Annotated in this window: 18 protein-coding genes; 9 read left to right on the forward strand and 9 right to left on the reverse strand. The window is 70.3% G+C overall.

Annotation, left to right across the window (positions count from 1 at the left end):
- Nucleotides 1-21: 21 nt before the first annotated feature.
- Together KUTG_RS40840 and KUTG_RS40845 are read left to right on the forward strand one after the other, a co-directional pair.
- Entirely contained in the window at nucleotides 22-801 is a 780-nt protein-coding gene (locus KUTG_RS40840) for a glucosamine-6-phosphate deaminase (protein ID WP_043724721.1), read from the forward strand.
- A gap of 213 nt (nucleotides 802-1,014) precedes the next feature.
- The gene (locus KUTG_RS40845; RefSeq protein WP_198047483.1) at nucleotides 1,015-2,673 is read left to right on the forward strand and encodes an SIR2 family protein; all 1,659 of its coding nucleotides are present in this window, start codon (nucleotides 1,015-1,017) and stop codon (nucleotides 2,671-2,673) included.
- A 1-nt stretch (nucleotide 2,674) separates the two neighbouring features.
- Here the strand turns inward: KUTG_RS40845 and KUTG_RS59575 are convergent, their stop codons facing one another.
- Nucleotides 2,675-2,836 (reverse strand): hypothetical protein, encoded by a 162-nt coding sequence (locus tag KUTG_RS59575; RefSeq protein WP_157495141.1) that lies wholly within the window; start codon nucleotides 2,834-2,836, stop codon nucleotides 2,675-2,677.
- 89 nt (nucleotides 2,837-2,925) lie between these two features.
- Nucleotides 2,926-3,786 carry a PhzF family phenazine biosynthesis protein gene (locus KUTG_RS40850; protein ID WP_198047484.1) on the reverse strand — a complete coding sequence of 287 codons (861 nt, stop codon included), beginning with the start codon at nucleotides 3,784-3,786 and terminating at the stop codon, nucleotides 2,926-2,928.
- A 186-nt stretch (nucleotides 3,787-3,972) separates the two neighbouring features.
- Here KUTG_RS40850 and KUTG_RS57170 point away from each other — a divergent pair, with 186 nt between their 5' ends.
- The 4 genes from KUTG_RS57170 to KUTG_RS40865 are packed head-to-tail and all read left to right on the forward strand — an operon-like array spanning nucleotide 3,973 to nucleotide 8,415.
- Nucleotides 3,973-4,599, forward strand: a complete 627-nt coding sequence (locus KUTG_RS57170; protein WP_052395993.1) for a hypothetical protein — start codon at nucleotides 3,973-3,975, stop codon at nucleotides 4,597-4,599.
- Complete coding sequence (locus KUTG_RS57175; protein WP_052395994.1) at nucleotides 4,587-5,297, forward strand: hypothetical protein; 711 nt, start codon at nucleotides 4,587-4,589, stop codon at nucleotides 5,295-5,297. The genes KUTG_RS57170 and KUTG_RS57175 overlap by 13 nt, the downstream gene beginning before the upstream one ends.
- A complete protein-coding gene (locus tag KUTG_RS40860) occupies nucleotides 5,294-6,271 on the forward strand; it encodes a glutamate ABC transporter substrate-binding protein (RefSeq protein ID WP_232241223.1) in 978 nt (325 codons plus the stop codon). Before KUTG_RS57175 ends, KUTG_RS40860 begins: the two co-directional genes overlap by 4 nt.
- 2 nt (nucleotides 6,272-6,273) lie before the next feature.
- Nucleotides 6,274-8,415 carry a serine/threonine-protein kinase gene (locus tag KUTG_RS40865; RefSeq protein WP_052395995.1) on the forward strand — a complete coding sequence of 714 codons (2,142 nt, stop codon included), beginning with the start codon at nucleotides 6,274-6,276 and terminating at the stop codon, nucleotides 8,413-8,415.
- Nucleotides 8,416-8,478: 63 nt separating this feature from the next.
- Here KUTG_RS40865 and KUTG_RS54575 read toward each other — a convergent pair whose 3' ends face one another.
- From KUTG_RS54575 to KUTG_RS40895, 6 genes are read right to left on the reverse strand one after another with little or no spacing between them, the layout of a single operon-like run.
- A complete protein-coding gene (locus tag KUTG_RS54575; protein ID WP_052395996.1) occupies nucleotides 8,479-9,858 on the reverse strand; it encodes a hypothetical protein in 1,380 nt (459 codons plus the stop codon).
- Nucleotides 9,855-11,501: an NAD(P)/FAD-dependent oxidoreductase gene (locus KUTG_RS40875; protein ID WP_052395997.1), complete on the reverse strand. Its 1,647-nt coding sequence runs from the start codon at nucleotides 11,499-11,501 to the stop codon at nucleotides 9,855-9,857. The genes KUTG_RS54575 and KUTG_RS40875 overlap by 4 nt, the downstream gene beginning before the upstream one ends.
- Nucleotides 11,501-11,851 (reverse strand): Rv1678 family membrane protein, encoded by a 351-nt coding sequence (locus KUTG_RS40880; protein ID WP_043724727.1) that lies wholly within the window; start codon nucleotides 11,849-11,851, stop codon nucleotides 11,501-11,503. The genes KUTG_RS40875 and KUTG_RS40880 overlap by 1 nt, the downstream gene beginning before the upstream one ends.
- Nucleotides 11,852-11,889: 38 nt before the next feature.
- Nucleotides 11,890-12,390 carry a DoxX family protein gene (locus KUTG_RS40885; protein WP_232241224.1) on the reverse strand — a complete coding sequence of 167 codons (501 nt, stop codon included), beginning with the start codon at nucleotides 12,388-12,390 and terminating at the stop codon, nucleotides 11,890-11,892.
- 59 nt (nucleotides 12,391-12,449) lie between these two features.
- Nucleotides 12,450-13,457: an LLM class flavin-dependent oxidoreductase gene (locus KUTG_RS40890; protein WP_043724729.1), complete on the reverse strand. Its 1,008-nt coding sequence runs from the start codon at nucleotides 13,455-13,457 to the stop codon at nucleotides 12,450-12,452.
- 60 nt (nucleotides 13,458-13,517) lie between these two features.
- The gene (locus KUTG_RS40895; RefSeq protein WP_043724731.1) at nucleotides 13,518-14,054 is read right to left on the reverse strand and encodes a helix-turn-helix domain-containing protein; all 537 of its coding nucleotides are present in this window, start codon (nucleotides 14,052-14,054) and stop codon (nucleotides 13,518-13,520) included.
- A 65-nt stretch (nucleotides 14,055-14,119) separates the two neighbouring features.
- Between KUTG_RS40895 and KUTG_RS40900 the strand changes: the two genes are divergently transcribed.
- A complete protein-coding gene (locus KUTG_RS40900; protein ID WP_043724734.1) occupies nucleotides 14,120-15,376 on the forward strand; it encodes an erythromycin esterase family protein in 1,257 nt (418 codons plus the stop codon).
- On the opposite strand, the gene KUTG_RS40905 is transcribed toward KUTG_RS40900, so the two are convergent.
- Nucleotides 15,373-16,524: a permease gene (locus KUTG_RS40905; RefSeq protein ID WP_043724736.1), complete on the reverse strand. Its 1,152-nt coding sequence runs from the start codon at nucleotides 16,522-16,524 to the stop codon at nucleotides 15,373-15,375. The two genes, KUTG_RS40900 and KUTG_RS40905, sit on opposite strands and share 4 nt — an antisense overlap.
- A gap of 160 nt (nucleotides 16,525-16,684) precedes the next feature.
- Here KUTG_RS40905 and KUTG_RS40910 point away from each other — a divergent pair, with 160 nt between their 5' ends.
- Nucleotides 16,685-18,100, forward strand: coding sequence for an NF041680 family putative transposase (locus KUTG_RS40910; protein WP_043724738.1), 1,416 nt, complete (start codon nucleotides 16,685-16,687; stop codon nucleotides 18,098-18,100).
- Nucleotides 18,101-18,122: 22 nt separating this feature from the next.
- Nucleotides 18,123-18,830 carry an SDR family oxidoreductase gene (locus KUTG_RS40915; RefSeq protein ID WP_043732371.1) on the forward strand — a complete coding sequence of 236 codons (708 nt, stop codon included), beginning with the start codon at nucleotides 18,123-18,125 and terminating at the stop codon, nucleotides 18,828-18,830.
- The last annotated feature ends 1 nt before the right edge of the window (nucleotide 18,831 follow it).

The raw sequence follows: 18,831 nt of genomic DNA on the forward strand, positions 1-18,831 counted from the left end.
CGAGTCGTCGGGGGCCTCAAAATGGAGATCGTGATCGTGCCGGACGCGCCAGCGCAGGGTGACCTGGCCGCGGGCGCCATTGCCGACCTGGTCGGCCGCAAGCCCGACGCGCTGATCGGCGTCGCCACCGGCTCCACCCCGCTGCCCGTCTACGAGGCCCTCCAGCGCCGCCGTGAGCAGGGCCTGAACCTCGACCGCGCCCGGATCTGCCAGCTCGACGAGTACGTCGGCCTGCCCGCCGGCCACCCCGAGTCCTACCGCGAGGTCGTCCGCCGCGAGGTCCTCGACCGCCTCGGCATTTCCGACGACCGGTTCATGGGACCGGACGGCTCGGCCGCCGACGTGGTCAAGGCCTGCGCCGACTACGAGCGGACCCTCGCCGCGGCCGGCGGCGTCGACCTCCAGCTGCTCGGCATCGGCACCGACGGCCACATCGGCTTCAACGAGCCCATCTCGTCCTTCGGCTCGCGGACCCGGGTCAAGACCCTGACCAAGCAGACCCGGGTCGACAACGCCCGCTTCTTCGCCGGCCTCGACGAGGTCCCGCAGCACGTGCTCACCCAGGGCATCGGCACGATCATGGAGGCCCGGCACCTCATCCTGCTGGCCACCGGCGAGTCCAAGGCCGAGGCCGTCGCCCTCGCCGTCGAGGGCCCGCTGGCCGCCGTCGTGCCGGCCTCGGTGCTCCAGCTGCACCCGCACGCCACCGTCATCCTCGACGAGGCCGCCGCCGGCCAGCTCAAACTGGCCGACTACTACCGCTCCACCTACGCGACGAAGCCCGCCTGGCAGGGGATCTGAGCGAGGCGTCGGCCTAAAAGGGGCCGAGCCGCGGCGAGGTCGGCGGCGACAACGGCGTGAGCCGGACTTTCCTGTCCAAGACGCTCGATTCCTGAGCTGCTCCGCCCGGGTGTTCCTATCCGCCGCACGCTAACGGACCGCCACAGGCTCGCGATGTCCACCGGGTCGACCGAGAAGTCGAACGGTTCGGATTTCGCACGTGTGGAGCTCAGTATGGTCACGCACAGGGATTTTGTCGAGAAGCGGATGCTCTCGTTCCGTCACCAGCCCTATCTTCGTGACCTGCGCATACGTGTCGGTAACCTGCGAAAACCGCTGACGATCGTGATCGGCGCCGGGGTCTCGATGAACTCCGGCCTGCGTTCATGGCCGGCGCTGATCGAGAACATGATTCCGCAGATCGGTGACAAGGGCCTGCAGGCCATGGCGGAGCACGACAAGTCCGATCTGATGCGCAAGGCCGAGATCGTGCTGACGCTGATAAATCCGGCGAAGCCGAAGGCGGAACTGTCGAACATCATCCGCAGGGCACTCTATCCGGACGACCTCGAGAACGGCGTCGGCCAGCTCGCGCTGTCGATCGCCCGCCTGGTCGCGGCCCGGCGGAAGGCGACCGGCGGGAAGGGCGAGGTCCGGCTGATCACCACGAACTTCGACAAGGTGGTCGAGCTCGCGCTGCAACGGTACTTTCCTCACGAGAAGATTCGGTCGTACGGCCTCAATGACGCGAAGGAGTGGAGAAAGGCGGTCAAGGCCGACAAGATCTGCGTCCTGCACATGCACGGTATCGTCGAGCGGGAGCCGAAGGAGGACAAGCTGCCGATCGTGCTGACGGAGTCGCAGTTCCTTCGTCACGGCGCTGATGCGCGTGAATTGGTTTACCGGTCGCTGAAAAAGTCATGCACGCTGTTCGTCGGCCTCAGCATGACCGACCCGAACCTGGTCGGCCCGCTGTACCAGTCGACGATCAAGGGCAAGGGTCGAGCCCGATTCGCCCTGGTCGTGCCGGAGCCGCCGTCCGAGAAGGACGACGCGGCCGAGGCGGCGCACTACGCCATCGAATCCAGCCGGTTCATGAAACGCAAACTGCGTCTGCGGACGATTTTCCTGAAGTCCTACTCCCAGCTCAACCAGGTGCTGGCCGAGCTGAGCCTGGCCGTCGTCGAGCCGAAGCGCTACAAGGGTCGTCCGAAAGGCGGCGCGCGGTCCCTGGTGTACGACCGTCGGCTCAAGCGCAAGCTCGACAGCTGCTACCGCGACCTCGGCTGCGGCCGCCGGGCGGCGATGCCGGTGCGGAACGAGGCGGCGCGGCTCAACAAGCGGCTCCACCGTGCGTTGCACGCGCCGGACGGCCCGATCGCTGTGCTGCGCGGTTTTGCCTGCGCGCACACGGGCACCGTCGGCGGGCCTGACGGCGAGCGTTTCGCGCTGTTCCTCTGGCTGCGCGCGAGGCCCCGCTCCCACGGGCGCGCCCACTACGCGCTGAACCTGATCGGCACGTCCGCCTACGTGCCGAGGGATGACTCAGCGGCCCAGATCGGTGTGCCGATCTGCCGCGGCTCTGCCGTCACTGCCGCCCAAGCGGTGTTCCTGGGGTCCCCGATCGCCGCGAATTCCCATCCGACGCCGGGCGCGCCGGCGTGGCGGGGCATCGTCGCGACGCCGATCGTGGCCGAGTCGACGGGGTCGGCCAAGAGGCTCCGCAAATACCCGGTGGACCAGCTCACCATCGGCGCCATCAGCCTGCACACGACCAGGTTCGTGCGGGACACGGAGACGAACCAGCCCTCGTCGATCATCTCCGAGCTGGACTCGCACCAGCTGAACAAGCTGTTCAAGAGCCTGGAGCGGGCCGTGCGGAAGGTGCTGTGACTCAGTCCTGCTTGGACTTGCGGGCCGGGACGGTGGCCACGGAGCTGGGCAGGATGACGAACTCCCGGCCGCCGGCCACCACCGAGGGTGACTGGGCGATGATCGGCGCGCCCTGCTTGCGGCTCTTGGTCGCGCCCTTCTTGGGGCTCTTCTCGGGAGCCATGGCGTCACACTCCTACTACGCCCCTGGACTGTCCAGGGTACGCGCCGAAGACCCGGCCGTGCAGAGGCCGAATGTGGGGTTGTCCAGGGCTAATTCGCTCCGGCGCCGCCCGTCGTTAGCCGGGTCGCGTTGCCACTTACGGTCACCCGGGGGTCGGCGGGGTCGAGGTCGACGGTGAGCAGGCTGGGGCGGCCCATGTCCTCGCCCTGGCGCAGGGTCAGCCGCACCGGTTCCGTGACCCGGCCGGTGGCCAGCAGGTAGCCGCCGAAGGCCGCGGCGGCGGAGCCGGTGGCGGGGTCCTCGACGACGCCGCCGACGGGGAACGGGTTGCGGGAGTGCCAGACGGTGTCGCTCTCGGGCCACAGCAGCTGCACGGTGGTCCAGTCGAAGCGGGTCATGATCGTGGTCAGGCGGTCGAAGTCGTAGCTGAGCGACGCCAGCCGCGCCCGCGAGGCGAGCACCAGGATCAGGTGGTGGTTGCCGGAGAAGGCGACATGGGGCACGTGCTGGCTGGACAGGTCGGCGGTGGACCAGCGCAGCGCGACGAGGGCGTCGGCGATCTCCTCGGGGGTGGCCTCGCGGGACGAGGTGGGCACGCTGGTCAGGCTGGCCCGCGTGAGGCCGTCGTCGCCGAGCGTGGTGGTGACGGGGATCTCACCGGCCTGGGTGTGGAACAGCAGCGGCCCGTGACCGTCGCGTTCGGCCAGGGCGACGGCGGTGGCGATAGTGGCGTGCCCGCAGAAGGCGACCTCGGCCAGCGGGCTGAAGTAGCGCACCCGGTAGCCGTCCTCGGCCCTGGTGACGAAGGCGGTCTCGGAGTAGCCCACTTCGGCGGCGATCTTCTGCTGGTCGGCCTCGTCCAGCCCGGTGGCGTCCAGCACGACGCCGGCGGGGTTGCCGCCGGCGGGCGTGGTGGTGAACGCCGCGTAACGCAGCACGTCGGTGGTCATGCCGGCCATTGTTCCTCACCTAGACCAATCGGGTTCGTCAATGGGTCCCCGGCCTGCGCCAACCAGGTGAGGGCAACCACACCGAGGGGCAGACATGTGGTGCCCGCTCATCGATTCGGGTAGCGCCGCGCGACCTCACGATCGATAGTCGACATGGGAGGACGAGCGGGGAAGGGGTGATCGCCGGTGGCCGGTGTGATCACCCGGGCCGCGGCCCTGCCGCGCGCGCCGATCCGGCTGTGGCGGCTGGCCCGCAAGCTGGTCCGCTCCACGCCCGGACGGCTGGTCGGCATGGCCGCCGGCCTGGTCGTGCTGGCGATCATCGTCGGCGTGGTGACCTCGTCCGGCGTGCAGGCCAAGGGCGACGACGTGCAGGACCTGGCCACCAGCGCCGAGCCGCTCAGCGTGGCCGCGCAGGACATCTACCGCGCCCTCCAGGACGCCGACGCCACGGCGTCGAGCGCCTTCCTCGCCGGCGGCATCGAGCCGGCGGCGACCCGCCAGCAGTACCTGGCCGACATCGCCCAGGCCACGTCGGCGCTGACGCTGGAGGCCGGCACCCAGGCTGCCCCGGGCGCGCTGGAGACGCTGTCCAGCCAGCTGCCGATCTACGCGGGGCTGGTGGAGACGGCGCGGGCCAACAACCGCCAGGGTTTCCCGGTCGGCGCGGCCTACCTGCGTGAGGCGTCCGGCCTGATGCGGGCCAAGCTGCTGCCGGCCGCCGAGCAGCTGTACCGGGCCGAGAACGCCCGCCTGACCCAGGAGCAGGACGCGGCGACGTCGTTCCCGATCGGCAGATCGTGCTGCTGCTGATCACCGTCGGCCTGCTGTTCGCGGCCCAGTGGTATCTGGTCGGCGCGACCAACCGCCTGGTCAACACGGGCCTGGTGGTGGCCAGCACCGCCGCGGTGATCGGGCTGCTGTGGACAGCCGCGGCGATGACGGCCGTGACGTTGCACCTGGACAGTGCCAGAAAGGACGGTTCCGACCAGGTCGCCGTGCTGGTGCAGGCCCGGTTCGCGGCGGTGCAGGCCCGGGCCGACGAGACGCTGACGCTGGTCGTCCGCGGCAACGGCCAGAGCTACCAGACCGACTACCTCACGGCCGCCAACCGGCTCGGCGGCCGTGACGGCTCGCAGGGCCTGCTCGGGCAGGCCAGGGCGATGGCCACCGACCCGTCCGTCCAGACGGCACTGGACAATGCGATCCGCGCCCAGCAGGCCTGGATGACGGTGCACCGACGGATCCGCGACGCCGACGACGCCGGCCAGTACAACCAGGCCGTGCAGGCCAGCATCGGCGCCAGCGCGAGCAGCAGCGGCACCCTGTTCGCCGACCTCGACCACAACCTCGTGTCCGCATTGGACACCGCGCGCACGGCGTTCAACCGGCAGGCCTCGGCCGCCGATTCGGCGCTGATCCTGCTGCGGCCCGGACTGATCGTCATCGCGGTGCTGATCGGCGTAGCCTCGGGGTGGGGAATCTGGCAGCGGTTCAGGGAGTACTGGTGAGGGCGGCGGTTGCGGTGACCGCGCTGGCGATGGTGCTGGCGGGGTGCGGCTCGGTCGTGCCCGCGCAGCCCGTGGACAGCTCCTCCTCGGTCACCATGCCCGAGCCGCCGGGCGTCGCCGGCTCGCCCGCGCCGACCACCGGCGCCAACGGCCCGGACACCACATGCGACGCCACGGCCAGCCTCCGGCCCAGCGGCCCGCTGCCGCCGCCCGGGCAGATGCCGGACGGCTCGACCATGGCCCGCATCGTGCAGCGTGGGCGGCTGATCGCCGGCGTGGACCAGAACACGTTCCCGATGGGCTTCCGCGACCCGATCACCGGCCAGGTCGAGGGCTTCGACGTGGACATGCTGCATGCGGTATCGGAGGCCCTGTTCGGGGACCCGGACCGGATCCAGTTCAAGGCGATCACGTCCGCCGACCGGATTCCGGTGCTGCAACAGGGACAGGTGGACATCGTGGCCCGCACCTTCACCATCGACTGCGCGCGGGCCGCGCAGGTCGGCTTCTCGTCGGTGTACTTCTCGGCCGGGCAACGGGTTCTGGTCGACGCGAACTCGACCGTGCGGGACATCGGCGGCATGGCCGGCAAGAAAGTGTGCGCCACCAAGGGATCCACCTCGCTGGACGCGTTGACCAAGGTGGCCTCCAAGCCGCAGCTGGTGTCCGTGGACAACTGGACGGACTGTTTGGTCCTCATGCAACAGGGCCAGGTCGACGCGACGTCCACCGACGACACGATCCTGGCCGGGCTGGCCGCGCAGGACCCGTACACCAAGGTGGTCGGGCCGCGGTTCGCCGACGAGCCGTACGGGCTGGCCGTGCCCAAGACCGACACCGACTTCGTCCGCTTCATCAACGCGGTGCTGGAGAAGATCCGCGCGGACGGCACCTGGACCAACGACTACAAGCACTGGCTGGGCGATCGGCTCGGCCCCGTGCCCGCGCCGCCGACCCCGCGATACCAGGACTGACGATGGCAACCGAGCAGTGGGAACCCGCCGCCACCGGCCTCGCGCCGACCGGGCACACCGACTCGCACTGGCGGCCGTCCAGCCAGGGCTCCAGACCGCTGACCGGGCCGTCGCTCGGCCGCGGCGGCCTGGGCGCCGGCCTGGTCGAGGTGCCGCGCGTGCCCTACCGGGACCCGTCGACCGCCGTGCTGGACGACCCGATGGTGGCCGAGAACAAGCGGTTCTGCTCGCACTGCGCGTCCCGCGTCGGCCGCGGCGACAACGGGGCGGCGGGGGAGACCGTCGGCGTGTGCCCGCGTTGCGGCACGCCGTTCTCGTTCGTGCCGAAGCTGACGCCGGGCGAGGTGCTCGGCGGGCAGTACGAGGTGCTGGGCTGCCTCGCGTACGGCGGGCTGGGCTGGATCTACCTGGCCCGCGACCACAACGTGAACGACCGCTGGGTGGTGCTCAAGGGCCTGATCGACACCGGCGACCCGGCCGCGATGGCCGCCGCCGTGGCCGAGCGGCGGTTCCTGGCCGAGGTCGAGCACCCGAACATCGTCAAGATCTACAACTTCGTGCAGCACCCGGACCCCGACACCGGCACGATGGTCGGCTACATCGTGATGGAGTACGTCGGCGGCGACTCGCTGCGGGAGCTGGCCTACAAGCGCCGCCGGCCGGACCGGCGGATCGAGCCGATGCCGCTGCCCCAGGTCATCGCGTACGGGCTGGAGATCCTGCCCGCGCTGGGTTATCTGCACGGTGTCGGCCTGCTGTACTGCGATCTCAAGCCGGACAACGTGATCCAGACCGACGAGCAGCTCAAGCTGCTGGATCTGGGCGCCGTGCGGCGGATGGACGACTACGAGAGCCCGCTGTTCTTCACCGCCGGCTACAGCGCGCCGGAGCTGGGCCGGCGCGGGCCGTCGATCGCGTCCGACCTGTACACGGTCGGGCGGATGATGGCCGTGCTCAGCTTCGAGTTCCCGGAGTACCGCAGCACCCGCAAGCACAGCCTGCCCGGGCCGGAGGAGGTGCCGCTGTTCGAGATCTACGAGTCGTACCACCGGTTTCTGGCCCGTGCCACGCACGAGAAGCCCGAGCAGCGGTTCCATTCGGCCGAGGACATGGCCGAGCAGCTGGTCGGCGTGCTGCGGGAGGTCGTGGCCATCGGCGGCGAGCAGCCGCCGCCCCGGCTGTCGCACATGTTCAGCCCCGAGCGCCGTCCTTTCGGGCCACGGGACGAGCTGTTGGCGCCTGAGCCGCACGAGGTCGCCGTCGCGCTGCCCGTGCCGCAGGTCAACGCCGGCGACCCGGCCGCCGGTTTCCTCGCCACCGTGACCGGCGTCGATCCGAAGGCCATGTTGCAGAGCCTGGACAACGCCCCCATGGTCACGCCCGAAGTCCTGTTGCGGCGGGCCCGCGCGTACATCGACCTGGAGGACCTGCCGTCGGCCGCTGCCGCCCTTGACGAGGCGGCCGAGGACGTGCCGGGGGACTGGCGGGTCAGCTGGTACCGGGGCCTGGTGGCGATCGCCCAGTCCAAGCCGAAGGAGGCCAAGGTCGCCTTCAACGCCGTGTACGACCGGCTGCCCGGCGAGCCCGCCGCCAAGCTGGCCCTGGCCGTCAGCGCCGAGCTCTGTGGTGATCATGGCGCTGCCGCGCGGTATTACGAGCTGGTGTGGCGCACCGACCACGGCTACGTCAGCGCCGCCTTCGGTCTGGCCCGGACCCGGCTGGCCCAGGGGCATCGGTCGTGGGCCGTGGAGATCCTCGACACCGTGCCCGACAGCTCCAGCCAGTACCTCTCCGCGCAGATCGGCGCCCTGAAGGTCCGCATCCGGGACCGCCGTCCCGCCGAGCTCACCGTCGCCGACCTCCTGGAGTCCGGCAACCGCCTCGACCATCTCCTGCTGGACGTGCAGAAGCGGGTCAAGCTCACCGCCGACGTCCTCGGCGCCGCCTTCGACTGGGTCCTGGCCGGCAAGCCCGGCGGCGACAACGGCGTCACCACGGTGTTAGGGGCGGAGCTGACCGAGCGGGGCCTGCGCTTCGGGCTGGAGGACTGCTACCGCACCTTGGCCCGCCTGGCCAGCACCGTCACGGAACGGGTGGCCCTGGTCGACCGCGCCAACGCCGTCCGCCCCCGCACCCTGCGCTGACCAAACGCCACATGCGCTTCCCACTTGCGCTCAGGTGTCACATAGGAAGCGCATGTGGCGAGATCAGGGGGCGCCGGCGACGAGCATGGGGATGATCAGGGCGATCAGCACGGTGAAGACCCACATGGCGGGGGCGGCGCCGCGGATCTGGTCGCGGCGGGCGACGGTGCGTTCGGCGACGGCCTTGCTGCGGGTCTGCCACCAGGGGTTGGCGCGGCGTTCGAGGCGGTGGTAGACGGCCCCGAGCGCGGCGCCGTAGGCCAGATGCCCGACCAGGGAAGGGAATCCGGCGGCGATGCCGGCGGCGCTCCAGTCGACGGGGGTGCCGGTGAACAGGGGCAGCAGGGTGAGATCGCCCAGGGTCCACCAGAAGAAGCCGTACGAGAGGCCCCAGCCGATGCCGGAGGTCAGGTCGAAGCTGCGGCGGCGGAACAGCACGGCGTAGGAGATGCCGAGGATCTGGGCGATGACCATGTGCACGACGAAGCCGGCGACGGCCGAGTGCGAGCCGATCATCTGCGCCACCAGAGGGAATTCCCCGACGGCGGCCATGACGACGGTGAACACGAGCCCGCCGGCGATGCCGGCCAGCGCGCCGTAGCCGAGGGCTCGCAGGCCCCGCTTGCCGGCGGCCTCGGTGCGCACTAGCCGAATGTCGTCGGTGAACAGGACCGTGGACAGCAGCCCGAGCCACGTGTACAGCACGGCGATTCCGGCCCCCAGCAACACATACGCCGGCATCAGGTGCGCGTCCGCTGCCGCGGCCTTCTGCGACCAGTCCAGGGTCACGTTGAACAGCAACGGTTCCACGGTCAGCGCGGCGAACACCCACCAGGCGAAGCCATATACCGTGCCCCGTACGAGCGCTGGACCGGTGCTTTCCGGTGAGGCGATGAGCGCGTAGCCCGCGCCGGCCAGCAGCCCCTCCCACGGCAACCCCAGCAGGAGCCCCAGAACCAGACCGGCGATCAGTCCACGAAGGATGGACGACCGGGAAGGGCGCTGCCACAACGGATCTGTGTCCTGTTGCAGCACAACGAACGCGATGCCGGTGACGGCCCCGTACAGCAGGTGTCCCATCAGACTCGGCAGCAACGTCTGCGCGCTGGTCAGATCCCAGGCCACGGGCTGGCCCAGGAACAGCGGCAGCAGGGTCTGCGGCCCGAGGAACCACCAGAAGGCCCCGTAGATCAGGCCCCAGAACACGGTTTCGCCGGCCCGGGCCCGCTGTCGTGAGACCAGCAGCCCGAAGCCCGCGCCGAGAACGGTGGCGATCACCATGTGCACGGCCAGACCGGCGACCACGTTGTCGGTGTGCACGATCGAGGCCACGGTGGCGAGCTGCCCCTGGATCGCCATGGTGGCGCCGAAAGCGGCGCCGCCGGCCAGGCCGGCCAGCGCGCCGGAAATGGCGGCGTCGCGGGCCTTCATCACGTCGGTCACCGGGCCCTCACCTTCGACTTGCGCGGCGTCGCCGACGTGACCACGATGTCCCGCGGGAACACCAGGTCCAGGGTCCAGTCGAACAGGACCCGGAGCCGCTTCTCGACGCCGGGCAGCTTGGACAGGTAGATCCCCCGCCACAGCAACCACGCCACCAGCCCGGCGAAGCGGCGGCCGCGGATCTCGGCGGCGGCGGTCCGGTGGCCCAGGGCGACCAGCACGCCGATGGTGTGGAAGCGGAACTCCACCGGCGTTCGCCCGGCCACCACGGCCGCGATGTTGTCGGCGACGGCCTTGCCCTGACGCAGCGCGTGCTGGGCGGTGGGCGGGTGGAAACCGCCGTCCACCACGGGGATTCGCGCGCAGTCGCCGACGGCCCAGACGTTGTCCATGCCCTCGGCCCGAAGCGCGGTGTCGGTGGTGAGGGCGCCGACCAACGACGCCGGCTTGTTGCCGGCGGTCCACACGAACGTCCGGGTGGCGATGAGCTCGTCGTTCTCCAGCCGGACCAGGTCCTCGGCGGCCTCGGTGACCCGCAGCTTCAGCCGGTGCTCGATCCCGCGCGCCGCAAGGCGTTCCATCGAGTACGCGGCGAGCTCCGGGCCCAGCTCGGGCAGGATGCGGTCGCCGGCGTGCACCAGCACGAACCGGGGCTCCTCGGGCGCGATGCCCGGGTAGTAGTGGGAAACGCCGTGCACGAGGTCGAACAGCTCGGCGATCGTCTCGGTGCCGGCGAAACCGGCCCCGGCCACGACAAAGGTCAGCAGCTCACGCCGGGTGCGCGGATCGGTCTCCCGGTCGGCGGCCTCCAGCAGCCGCAGCACGTGGTTGCGCAGGGCGACGGCGTCGGCCAGATTCTTCAACGGGAACGAGTGCTCGGCGATGCCCGGCAGCCCGAAGGTGTGCGGCACCGAGCCGACGGCCAGCACAAGATGGTCGTACCCAAGGACTTCCCCCGATTCCAGCACGACTTCCCGAACGACCGAATCGACACGATCGACGCGGCCGTAGAGAAACGTGGTGTGCGCGGCGGCGGAACGGATCGGGGCGCTGATGTGCGCCGGTTCCAGGGCCCCGGAGGCGACCTCGGCCAGCATCGGCGTGAACAGCAGGAAGTTGGAGTCGCTGACCAGCGTGACGTCGAGCTTGGCCCCACGCAGCACCAGCCGCTCGAACCGTTGCGCGGCGGCGACTCCGGCGAATCCGCCGCCCACCACGACAATCTTGGTCCGTTCCGACGGCGCCCGCCTGACCCGTTCCTTCATCGTCCAGACACCGACGACAAAATGCAGCAGCAGCCCGGTTATCGCGCCGTGCAACACATTCCCGACCAGTTCCGGATACGTCTTCGCCGCGGCCACCGCCGACCAGGTCGGCAGCACGCCGTGCAGCAGCGGCTCCAGCGTCAGCGAGAACGCCAGCCACCCCAGCGCGCCCAGCAGCACGCCGGCCGACGCCGTCATGGCCAGGCCCTGCCGCGTGCCACGGGCCACCGCCCCCAGCGCCACGCCGATGACCAGCGCATACGCCGCGAACGCGAGCCAGCCAGGGAACGCGGTGACCATGTGCTGGGTCGCCATCAGCACCCCGACCGGCAGCGCCGCCGCCAGCCCGGCGACGGCGCCCCACCCCAGCTGCTCCATCAGGTCTGCGGAACCGTCTGCGGAGCCGTCCTGGGAGAGCCGATGGCCACCAGCCCGATGGCCCCGCCCAGCAGCAGCGACACGGTGGACAGGTCGCCGCCCAGGGTGTTCTGGCCGCCGATGACCAGCTCCAGCAGCTGGAACACGGCCGCGGCCAGCAGTCCGAAGCCGGCGATCAGCACCAGCGACCGACGCTCGTGCCAGCCGCCGGTGATCGCGGCCGCGGCCAGCGCGAGCACCACGAGATAACCGGGGACACCGAGGCCGATCATGTGCCACGGCAGGCCCTGGGGGATCGCCAGCAGCGTGGCCAGGGCGAGGCCGACGCCGATTCCGACGGCGAGTTTCATGGGCACTCCTTGAGTTACGCCGAAGAGGGTCGGTCAGTTCAGGACGCGAGCAGCAGGAACCGGGCGTTCCGGGCGGCCCAGCGGGGACGCAGCACGGCGTCCACACCGCCGAATCGTCCGGCGGCGGTGGCCAGCACGGCGAAATGCGCGACGAACATCAGCGCATAGGACCAGAACCATTCGCCGGGCACGTACAAAGCCGACAATGTGATGACCAGCGTCTGGCCGATGCCGACGACGGCCCAGAACCGGGTGGCGAGCCCGACGACGAGAAAGGCCCCGAGCAGGATCTCCACGGCCAGCGCGAGCGCCCCGAACAACGGAAAACCGGGCAGCACGACGTGCTGGACCAGCCAGGAGAACGGCGGGAACACCGGGTGGTCGACGGCGTCCTGGGTCCACATCCGCAAACCGCCGTAGTTGGGCGGCTGCGGGGACTTCCACGAGACGTTCTGCACCCACAGCATTCCGGTGATCACCCGCACGGCGGTGATGAGCCCGCGGGAGAGCCGTGTCGAGGACTGAACCTCATGTGCCACCGATATCGCCATGGAGAAATTCCACAGCGGATCGGCGGCCCTCACAAGACAATCGGTGCTTACGAACCGCGAACGGCCTTGGTCAGCAATTCGTAAGAACGGAGCCGGTCGTTGTGGTCGTGCACCATGGTGGTGACCATCAGCTCGTCGGCCTCGGTCTTCTCCAGCAGCTCCGCGACGCCCCTGGCCACCGTCTCCGGCCCGCCGATGATCATCGACCGGGCCCGGTCCTCGATGAACAGCCGCTCCAGGTCGGTGTACGGATACGCGGCGGCCTCCTCGGACGACGGGAACAGTCCCGGCCGGCCGCTGCGCAGCCGCAGGAACGACAGCCCGCTCGGCCCGGCGATGTAGCGGGCGTATTCGTCGTCATCGGCCGCCACAACCGCCGCCGCCACCATCGCGTAAGGCTTGTCCAGCACCGCCGACGGCCGGAACGACTCGCGGTACAGGGCCAGCGCCGGCAGCGTGTTCTCGGCGCTGAAGTGGTGCGCGAAGGCGAACGGAATGCCCATCAGCCCGGCCACCTGGGCGCTGTAGCCCGACGACCCCAGCAGCCACAGCGGCGGCTTGTTGCCCGGCGCGTTCACGGCGATGACCTTCTGGTCCAGCGCCGGCTCCTCGAAGTACCGCAGCAACTCGGCCAGCTGCTGCGGGAAGTCGTCCGCCGACAGCGGGGCCGTGCTCCGGCGCAGCGCCTGCGCCGTCACGCCGTCCGTGCCCGGCGCGCGCCCGATGCCCAGGTCGATGCGGCCCGGGTGGAACGCCTCCAGCGTGCCGAACTGCTCGGCCACCACCAGCGGCGGGTGGTTCGGCAGCATCACGCCGCCCGAGCCCACGCGGATCCGCTCGGTCGCCGCCGCCACGTGCCCGATCAGCACCGCCGGCGCCGAGCTCGCGATGCCCGGCATGTTGTGGTGCTCGGCCAGCCAGTACCGGTGATAGCCCAGCCGCTCCGCGTGCCGCGCGAGGTCCAGGGTGTTCTGCAGCGCCTGCGCGCTGGTCGAGCCCTGCGAAACCGGGGCGAGGTCGAGCACGGACAGGGGCACTTCACTGGCGTCGGTCACGCCTAGATGCAACGCACCGGCGACTTCGCCGCATTCCCGCGCGTGGCACGGCCCACGCTGTCACGAGCTGCTCGGCTCCGTGGGAAACATGATCATGCTCGTCAGGTACGGCCGGCGACCGCCGCCGGGCCCGTTGCCGGCGCGGCGGCGGAGCAGGCCGACCACCTCGACCGCCAGCTCTTCCATCTCGGCCGCGTCCAGCCAGACCACGCCCTGCTTGTAGCCGACGGAGTCGGACGGCGGGTCGGCGTCGTCCCGGTCGAGGTAGGCGTTGAACTCGGCCAGCAGGGACGCCATGGCGCCGATGAAGCCACGGCGGTGGTCCTCCAGGGTCATGGCCGCGGCGGTCTCGCGGTCGATCACCGCGCCGCCGTGCCGTAGCCGGTAGTGTCGCTCCACGGCCCCGTGCACCCGCTGCTCCTCGACGACCTCCAGGATGCCGCCGTCGGCCAGCAGCCCCACGTGCCGGTAGACGCTGGTCTTGGGCACGTCGGGCAGCCGCCGGCACAGGTCGCCGGTGGTGCGCACCCGGTCGCCGGACATGGCGTGCACGATGCGCAGCCGGATCGGGTGCAGCAGCAGGTCCAACTGGTCCACGGCTCTACGTTCCCATATCTGGTACCGTTCTCAAACTTGGGAAAGCAACCTCAGGGGGATCCTCGATGACCTCGCTCAGTGACGCGGCGGTGTTCGAGCTTGACGACCTCGACCGCCTGGACCAAGCGCTCGGCGGCGCGCGGGTGGTCGCGGTCGGCGAGAGCTCGCACTACAACCGCGAGCAGTACCTGCTGCGCGGCCGGCTGCTCCGGCACCTGGCCGAGCGGCACGGCTTTCGCGTGTACGCCATGGAAAGCGGCTTCGTGGAGGGCTGGGGCGTCGCCGACTGGGTGCGCGGCGACGACTCTCGACCGCTCGGCGACGTGCTGGCCAACGGCATCACCGGGCTGATGGGCCTGTGGACCGAGATGCGCGACCACCTGACGTGGATGCGCGAGAACCGGATCGGCTTCTACGGCACCGACCTGCCCGGCTCGAACGCGTACACGCTGCCCGGCCTCGACCCCGTCCTTGCCTACCTGGCCGAGGCCGACCCGCAGTTCGAGGCCGACCCCCGCGTCCGGGAGATCGCGGTCGCGCTGTCCGGGCCGTCGGCGTTCTCGCAGCTCGTCTCCCTCGCCGCGTACACGCAGAGCGCCGACAAGGACAGCCTCAGCGCCGGCCTCGCCGACCTGCGCGCACGGCTGATCGCCGGCCGGATCGCTTACGTGCGAAGGACTTCCGCCGAGGCTTACGAGCGCGCGCTGCGGACCCTCGACGTCACCATCGGGCTCGACGGCACCGCACGGGGCATTGCGCGGGGCGACCAGGCCGGCGGCATGGAGGTCCGGGAGGCGACCATCGCCGGCATCGTCGAGTGGATCCTGCGGCGCGAGGAGCGGATCCTGTTGGTGGAGCACAACGCCCACGTGCAGCGGTTGCCCGCGGCGCTGCCCGGCACCCGTCCGATGACCACGATGGGCGTGCACCTGGCCGACCGGCTCGGCGCGGAGTACCGCGTCGTCGGGACCACCACCGGCGGCGGGCAGTCCCTCAACTACACGGCCGGCTTCTTCGAGGGCGTGATGTTCGCCGACCTCGACGAGCCGAGGCCGGACAGCCTCGACGGGGTGATGGCCGCGAGCCGGGCCGGCGACGAGCCCTTCGCCGTTGACCTGCGCCGCCTCTCGCCGGCCGACGAGGCCGTGATCCGCGGCGCGAAGGAGCAGCGCTACGGCGTGGCCTACACCGAGGTCGACGCCATGGGCGCGTACGACGTCCTGGTGCACCTTCCGCACGTCACCGGCGCCACCCTCGATCGCGACACCGTCGGCCACGCCGTGCCCGATGTCCGGGACCGGCTGCTCAAGTGTGACCGCTAGCCCATGTGGTGATGGTGGTCGGCGTGCCCGTCGGCGTCGGGTGAGCCGCCCATCATCTTGAGCATGTCCCGTCCGCCGGAGCGGAAGAAGCGGACCACCAGGGCCAGGCCGAGCAGGATGAACACGATGTTGAGCCAGGTCGTGTAGTTCCACGAGATGCCGGCCTCGACGATGCGGGTGGCGCGGTCGGTGGGGGTGAGGCCGGTGACGCCGAACAGGAGCTCGACCAGGTAGCCGGCGCCGACGGCGGCGGCGTAGAACGTGCCGAAGACGAGCAGGGCCATCCGCGTGCCGTAGTACTTCCGGTAGATGTTGAGGATCGGCAGGATCATCAGGTCGGCGAAGACGAAGGCGACGACGCCGCCGAAGCTGATGCCGCCGGACCACAGCACGGCGGCCAGCGGCACGTTGCCGATGGAGCAGACGAAGCTGAGGATGGCCACGACCGGGCCGACGATCGGCCCCCAGATCGCGCTCAGCACGGGATGGTCGGCCAGGAAGAAGCCCTGCCAGAACGCGTCGGGCACCCAGGCGGCGACCGCGCCGGCGATCAGCAGGCCGATGACCAGGTCCCGGAGGATGGCCGCCCACTCCATCACGAACACGTGCGACACGGCGGTGAAACCCGCACGGGACAACAACTTCTGGCCGTTGAGGGACATGTCCATGGCGGCGTGGCCCTCCATCGAGCCGGCGATGCCCTTGTCGGCCTGAGCGCGCGCCGCGGTGACCAGCTGCGAGCGCAGGAACAGCCGGAACAGCAGGGCGACCAGCACGATCATGATGGGCCCGCCGACGAACTCGGCCACGGTGAACTGCCAGCCCAGCAGCAGCGCGAGGATTACGCCCAGTTCGACCACCAGGTTGGTGGAGGCGATCTCGAAGGCCATCGCCGCGGTGAAGTTCGCGCCCTTGCGGAACAGGGCCCGGGCCAGCGCGACCGCCGCGTACGAACACGAGGAGGACGCGGCGCCGAGGCCGGCGGCGATGGTCAGCGACCGGGGCGAGTCGGTGCCGATCAGTCTGACCACTGTGGACCGTCGCACCACCGCCTGCACCACGGCCGACAGGGCGAAACCCAGGATCAGCGCCCAGAGGATCTCCCACGTCATCGATCCGGCCATGGCCAACGCATCCACGATGAACATGGGGGGAGCATACCCCCTGGGGGTAATTTCGCCAGAGGTGTGACCCTAAGCTTGAGATTTAAGGTTGGCGTGCCCACGACGGCACCCGGTTGATCATGGATGAAGCCCTTGGTTGATCATTCCTTCCTGCGACAGTCGGAAGATCACACCAAGGGCTTCGATGATCAGTGTGCACCACACCAGCGCCACCGCTGTGCTGGGGGACCTGTCCGGGTTCCGTAAGGCGTTCTACCAGTGTCTGACCGCACGGGCGGACGCGTTGTTCGAGTTGGCCGACGCGGCACTGTGCGCCGAGGGACCGGTCACCTCGCTGGTCGAGTTATCACTGGCCACCGAACACCGACGGGGCCACGGCACCCTGTACGACGGCCTGCGCCAGGGCAAGATCGACATCACCCGATTCCGCAACGTTGTCGCCCGCCAGTCGATCCCCCGCTGCGACGACGGCCGGATCGTGTTGGCCATCGACGTGAGCCACTGGCTACGCCCGGATGCGAACACCAGCCCGGAGCGGCTGTTCTGCCACACCTACGCACGCGGTCGCGGCCAAGCCCAGATCATCCCCGGCTGGCCCTACTCCTTCGTCGCCGCCCTGGAACCCGGCCGCACCTCGTGGACGGCGATGCTCGACGTGACGCGCGTGCGTCCCGACGATGACCACACCGACCTGGCCGCCACCCAACTCCGCGCCGTGGTGGACGCGCTGGTCACCGCCGGACACTGGCACGCCGGCGATCCGGAGATCTGGATCACCGGCGACAGCGGCTATGACGGTCCCCGCCTGGCATTCCTGCTGGCCGACCTCCCGGTCCAGGTGCTGGTGCGGCTACGGTCCGACCGGGTGCTCGCCTTCCCCGCGCCGCCACGGCAGCCCGGCGCCCGAGGCCGCGGCACCCGGCACGGAGCCCGGTTCGTGTTCGCTGATCCGGCGACCTGGCCGGTCCCCGTGCACACCACGACGACCGACACCACCCGCTACGGCGCCGCCCACGCTCGCTCCTGGGACCGGTTGCACCCCAAGCTGACCCGCACGGGCGCCTGGGCCGACCACGCCGGCCACCTGCCGATCATGGAAGGCACGGTGATCCGGCTCCAGGTCGACCGGCTACCCGGCACCGGCACCCCGAAACCGTTGTGGCTGTGGCACTCCACGACCGCGGCAACCGCAGGGCAGGTGGATCGGCTGTGGCAGATGTTCCTGCGGCGCTTCGACCTGGAGCACACTTTCCGTTTCCTCAAACAAACTCTGGGCTGGACCACGCCTCGCGTCCGTACGCCCGGAGCCGCGGATCGATGGACCTGGCTGATGATCGCGGTCTACACCCAGCTTCGGCTGGCCCGTCACCTCGTGGAAGATCGACGGCGTCCCTGGGAGCGAAAGTCGGCAACACCTGCCCGGTTGTCCCCGACCCGGGTCCGGCGAGGTTTTCGCGCGGTTCGCCCGACGGCCGCTTTGCCTGCCAGCGCACCGAAATTCTCCCGGCCCGGTCCTGGACGTCCGACAGGGTCACGAAACTCCCGCCAAGCCCCGGTACACGACCCCGGCAAGCCCAAAAAAACAGACATTGAGGGTTAAATCTCAAGCTAAGGTGGCGTTCATGAACGATCCAGTGCTGCTGATCACCGGCGGCTCCAGCGGACTCGGCGCCGCCACCGCGGTCGCCGCCGCGCGGGCGGGCTACCGCCTCGTCCTCACCGCCCGCCGCGCCGACCGGCTCCAGGCGTTCGCCGCCGACCTCGGCCCGGCCGACCGGGTGCTCACGCTGCCCTGTGACGTCGGCGACTGGGGGCAGATCAGCGGGGTCGTGGACCGGGTCGAGGAGACGTTCGGCCGCCTGGACGCCGTGTTCGCCAACGCCGGCAGCAGCGTCGGCACCTCGTTCCTCGGCCGCTCCGGCGAGGATCCCGAGCTGTGGCGGGAAATGGTCGTCACCAACGTGTGCGGCCCGGCCTACACCGCCCGCGCCGCCCTCCCGGCGCTCGTGCGCTCGGGCGGCCACCTCGTGCTCACCGGCTCCGCCTCCGGCCGCGGGGTGCGCCCCGGCAGCCTGTACTCGGCCACGAAATGGGCCGTCACCGGCATGGCCCAGGCCATCCGGGCCGAATGCGTCGGCACGGGCGTGCGGGTGACGATCATCCAACCGGGACTGGTGGACACCGAGGCCATCCCGGCCGACCGCAAGGCCGATCCCAAGCTGGAGCCGGCCGACGTGGCCCGGGCCGTGCTGTACGCGCTGGACCAGCCGTCCACTGTGGACGTGAACGAGATCGTGATCCGGCCGGTGGGGCAGGACGCCTACAAGTAGG

The sequence above is a fragment of the Kutzneria sp. 744 genome (genome assembly GCF_000568255.1).
In the GTDB taxonomy this organism is placed as follows: domain Bacteria; phylum Actinomycetota; class Actinomycetes; order Mycobacteriales; family Pseudonocardiaceae; genus Kutzneria.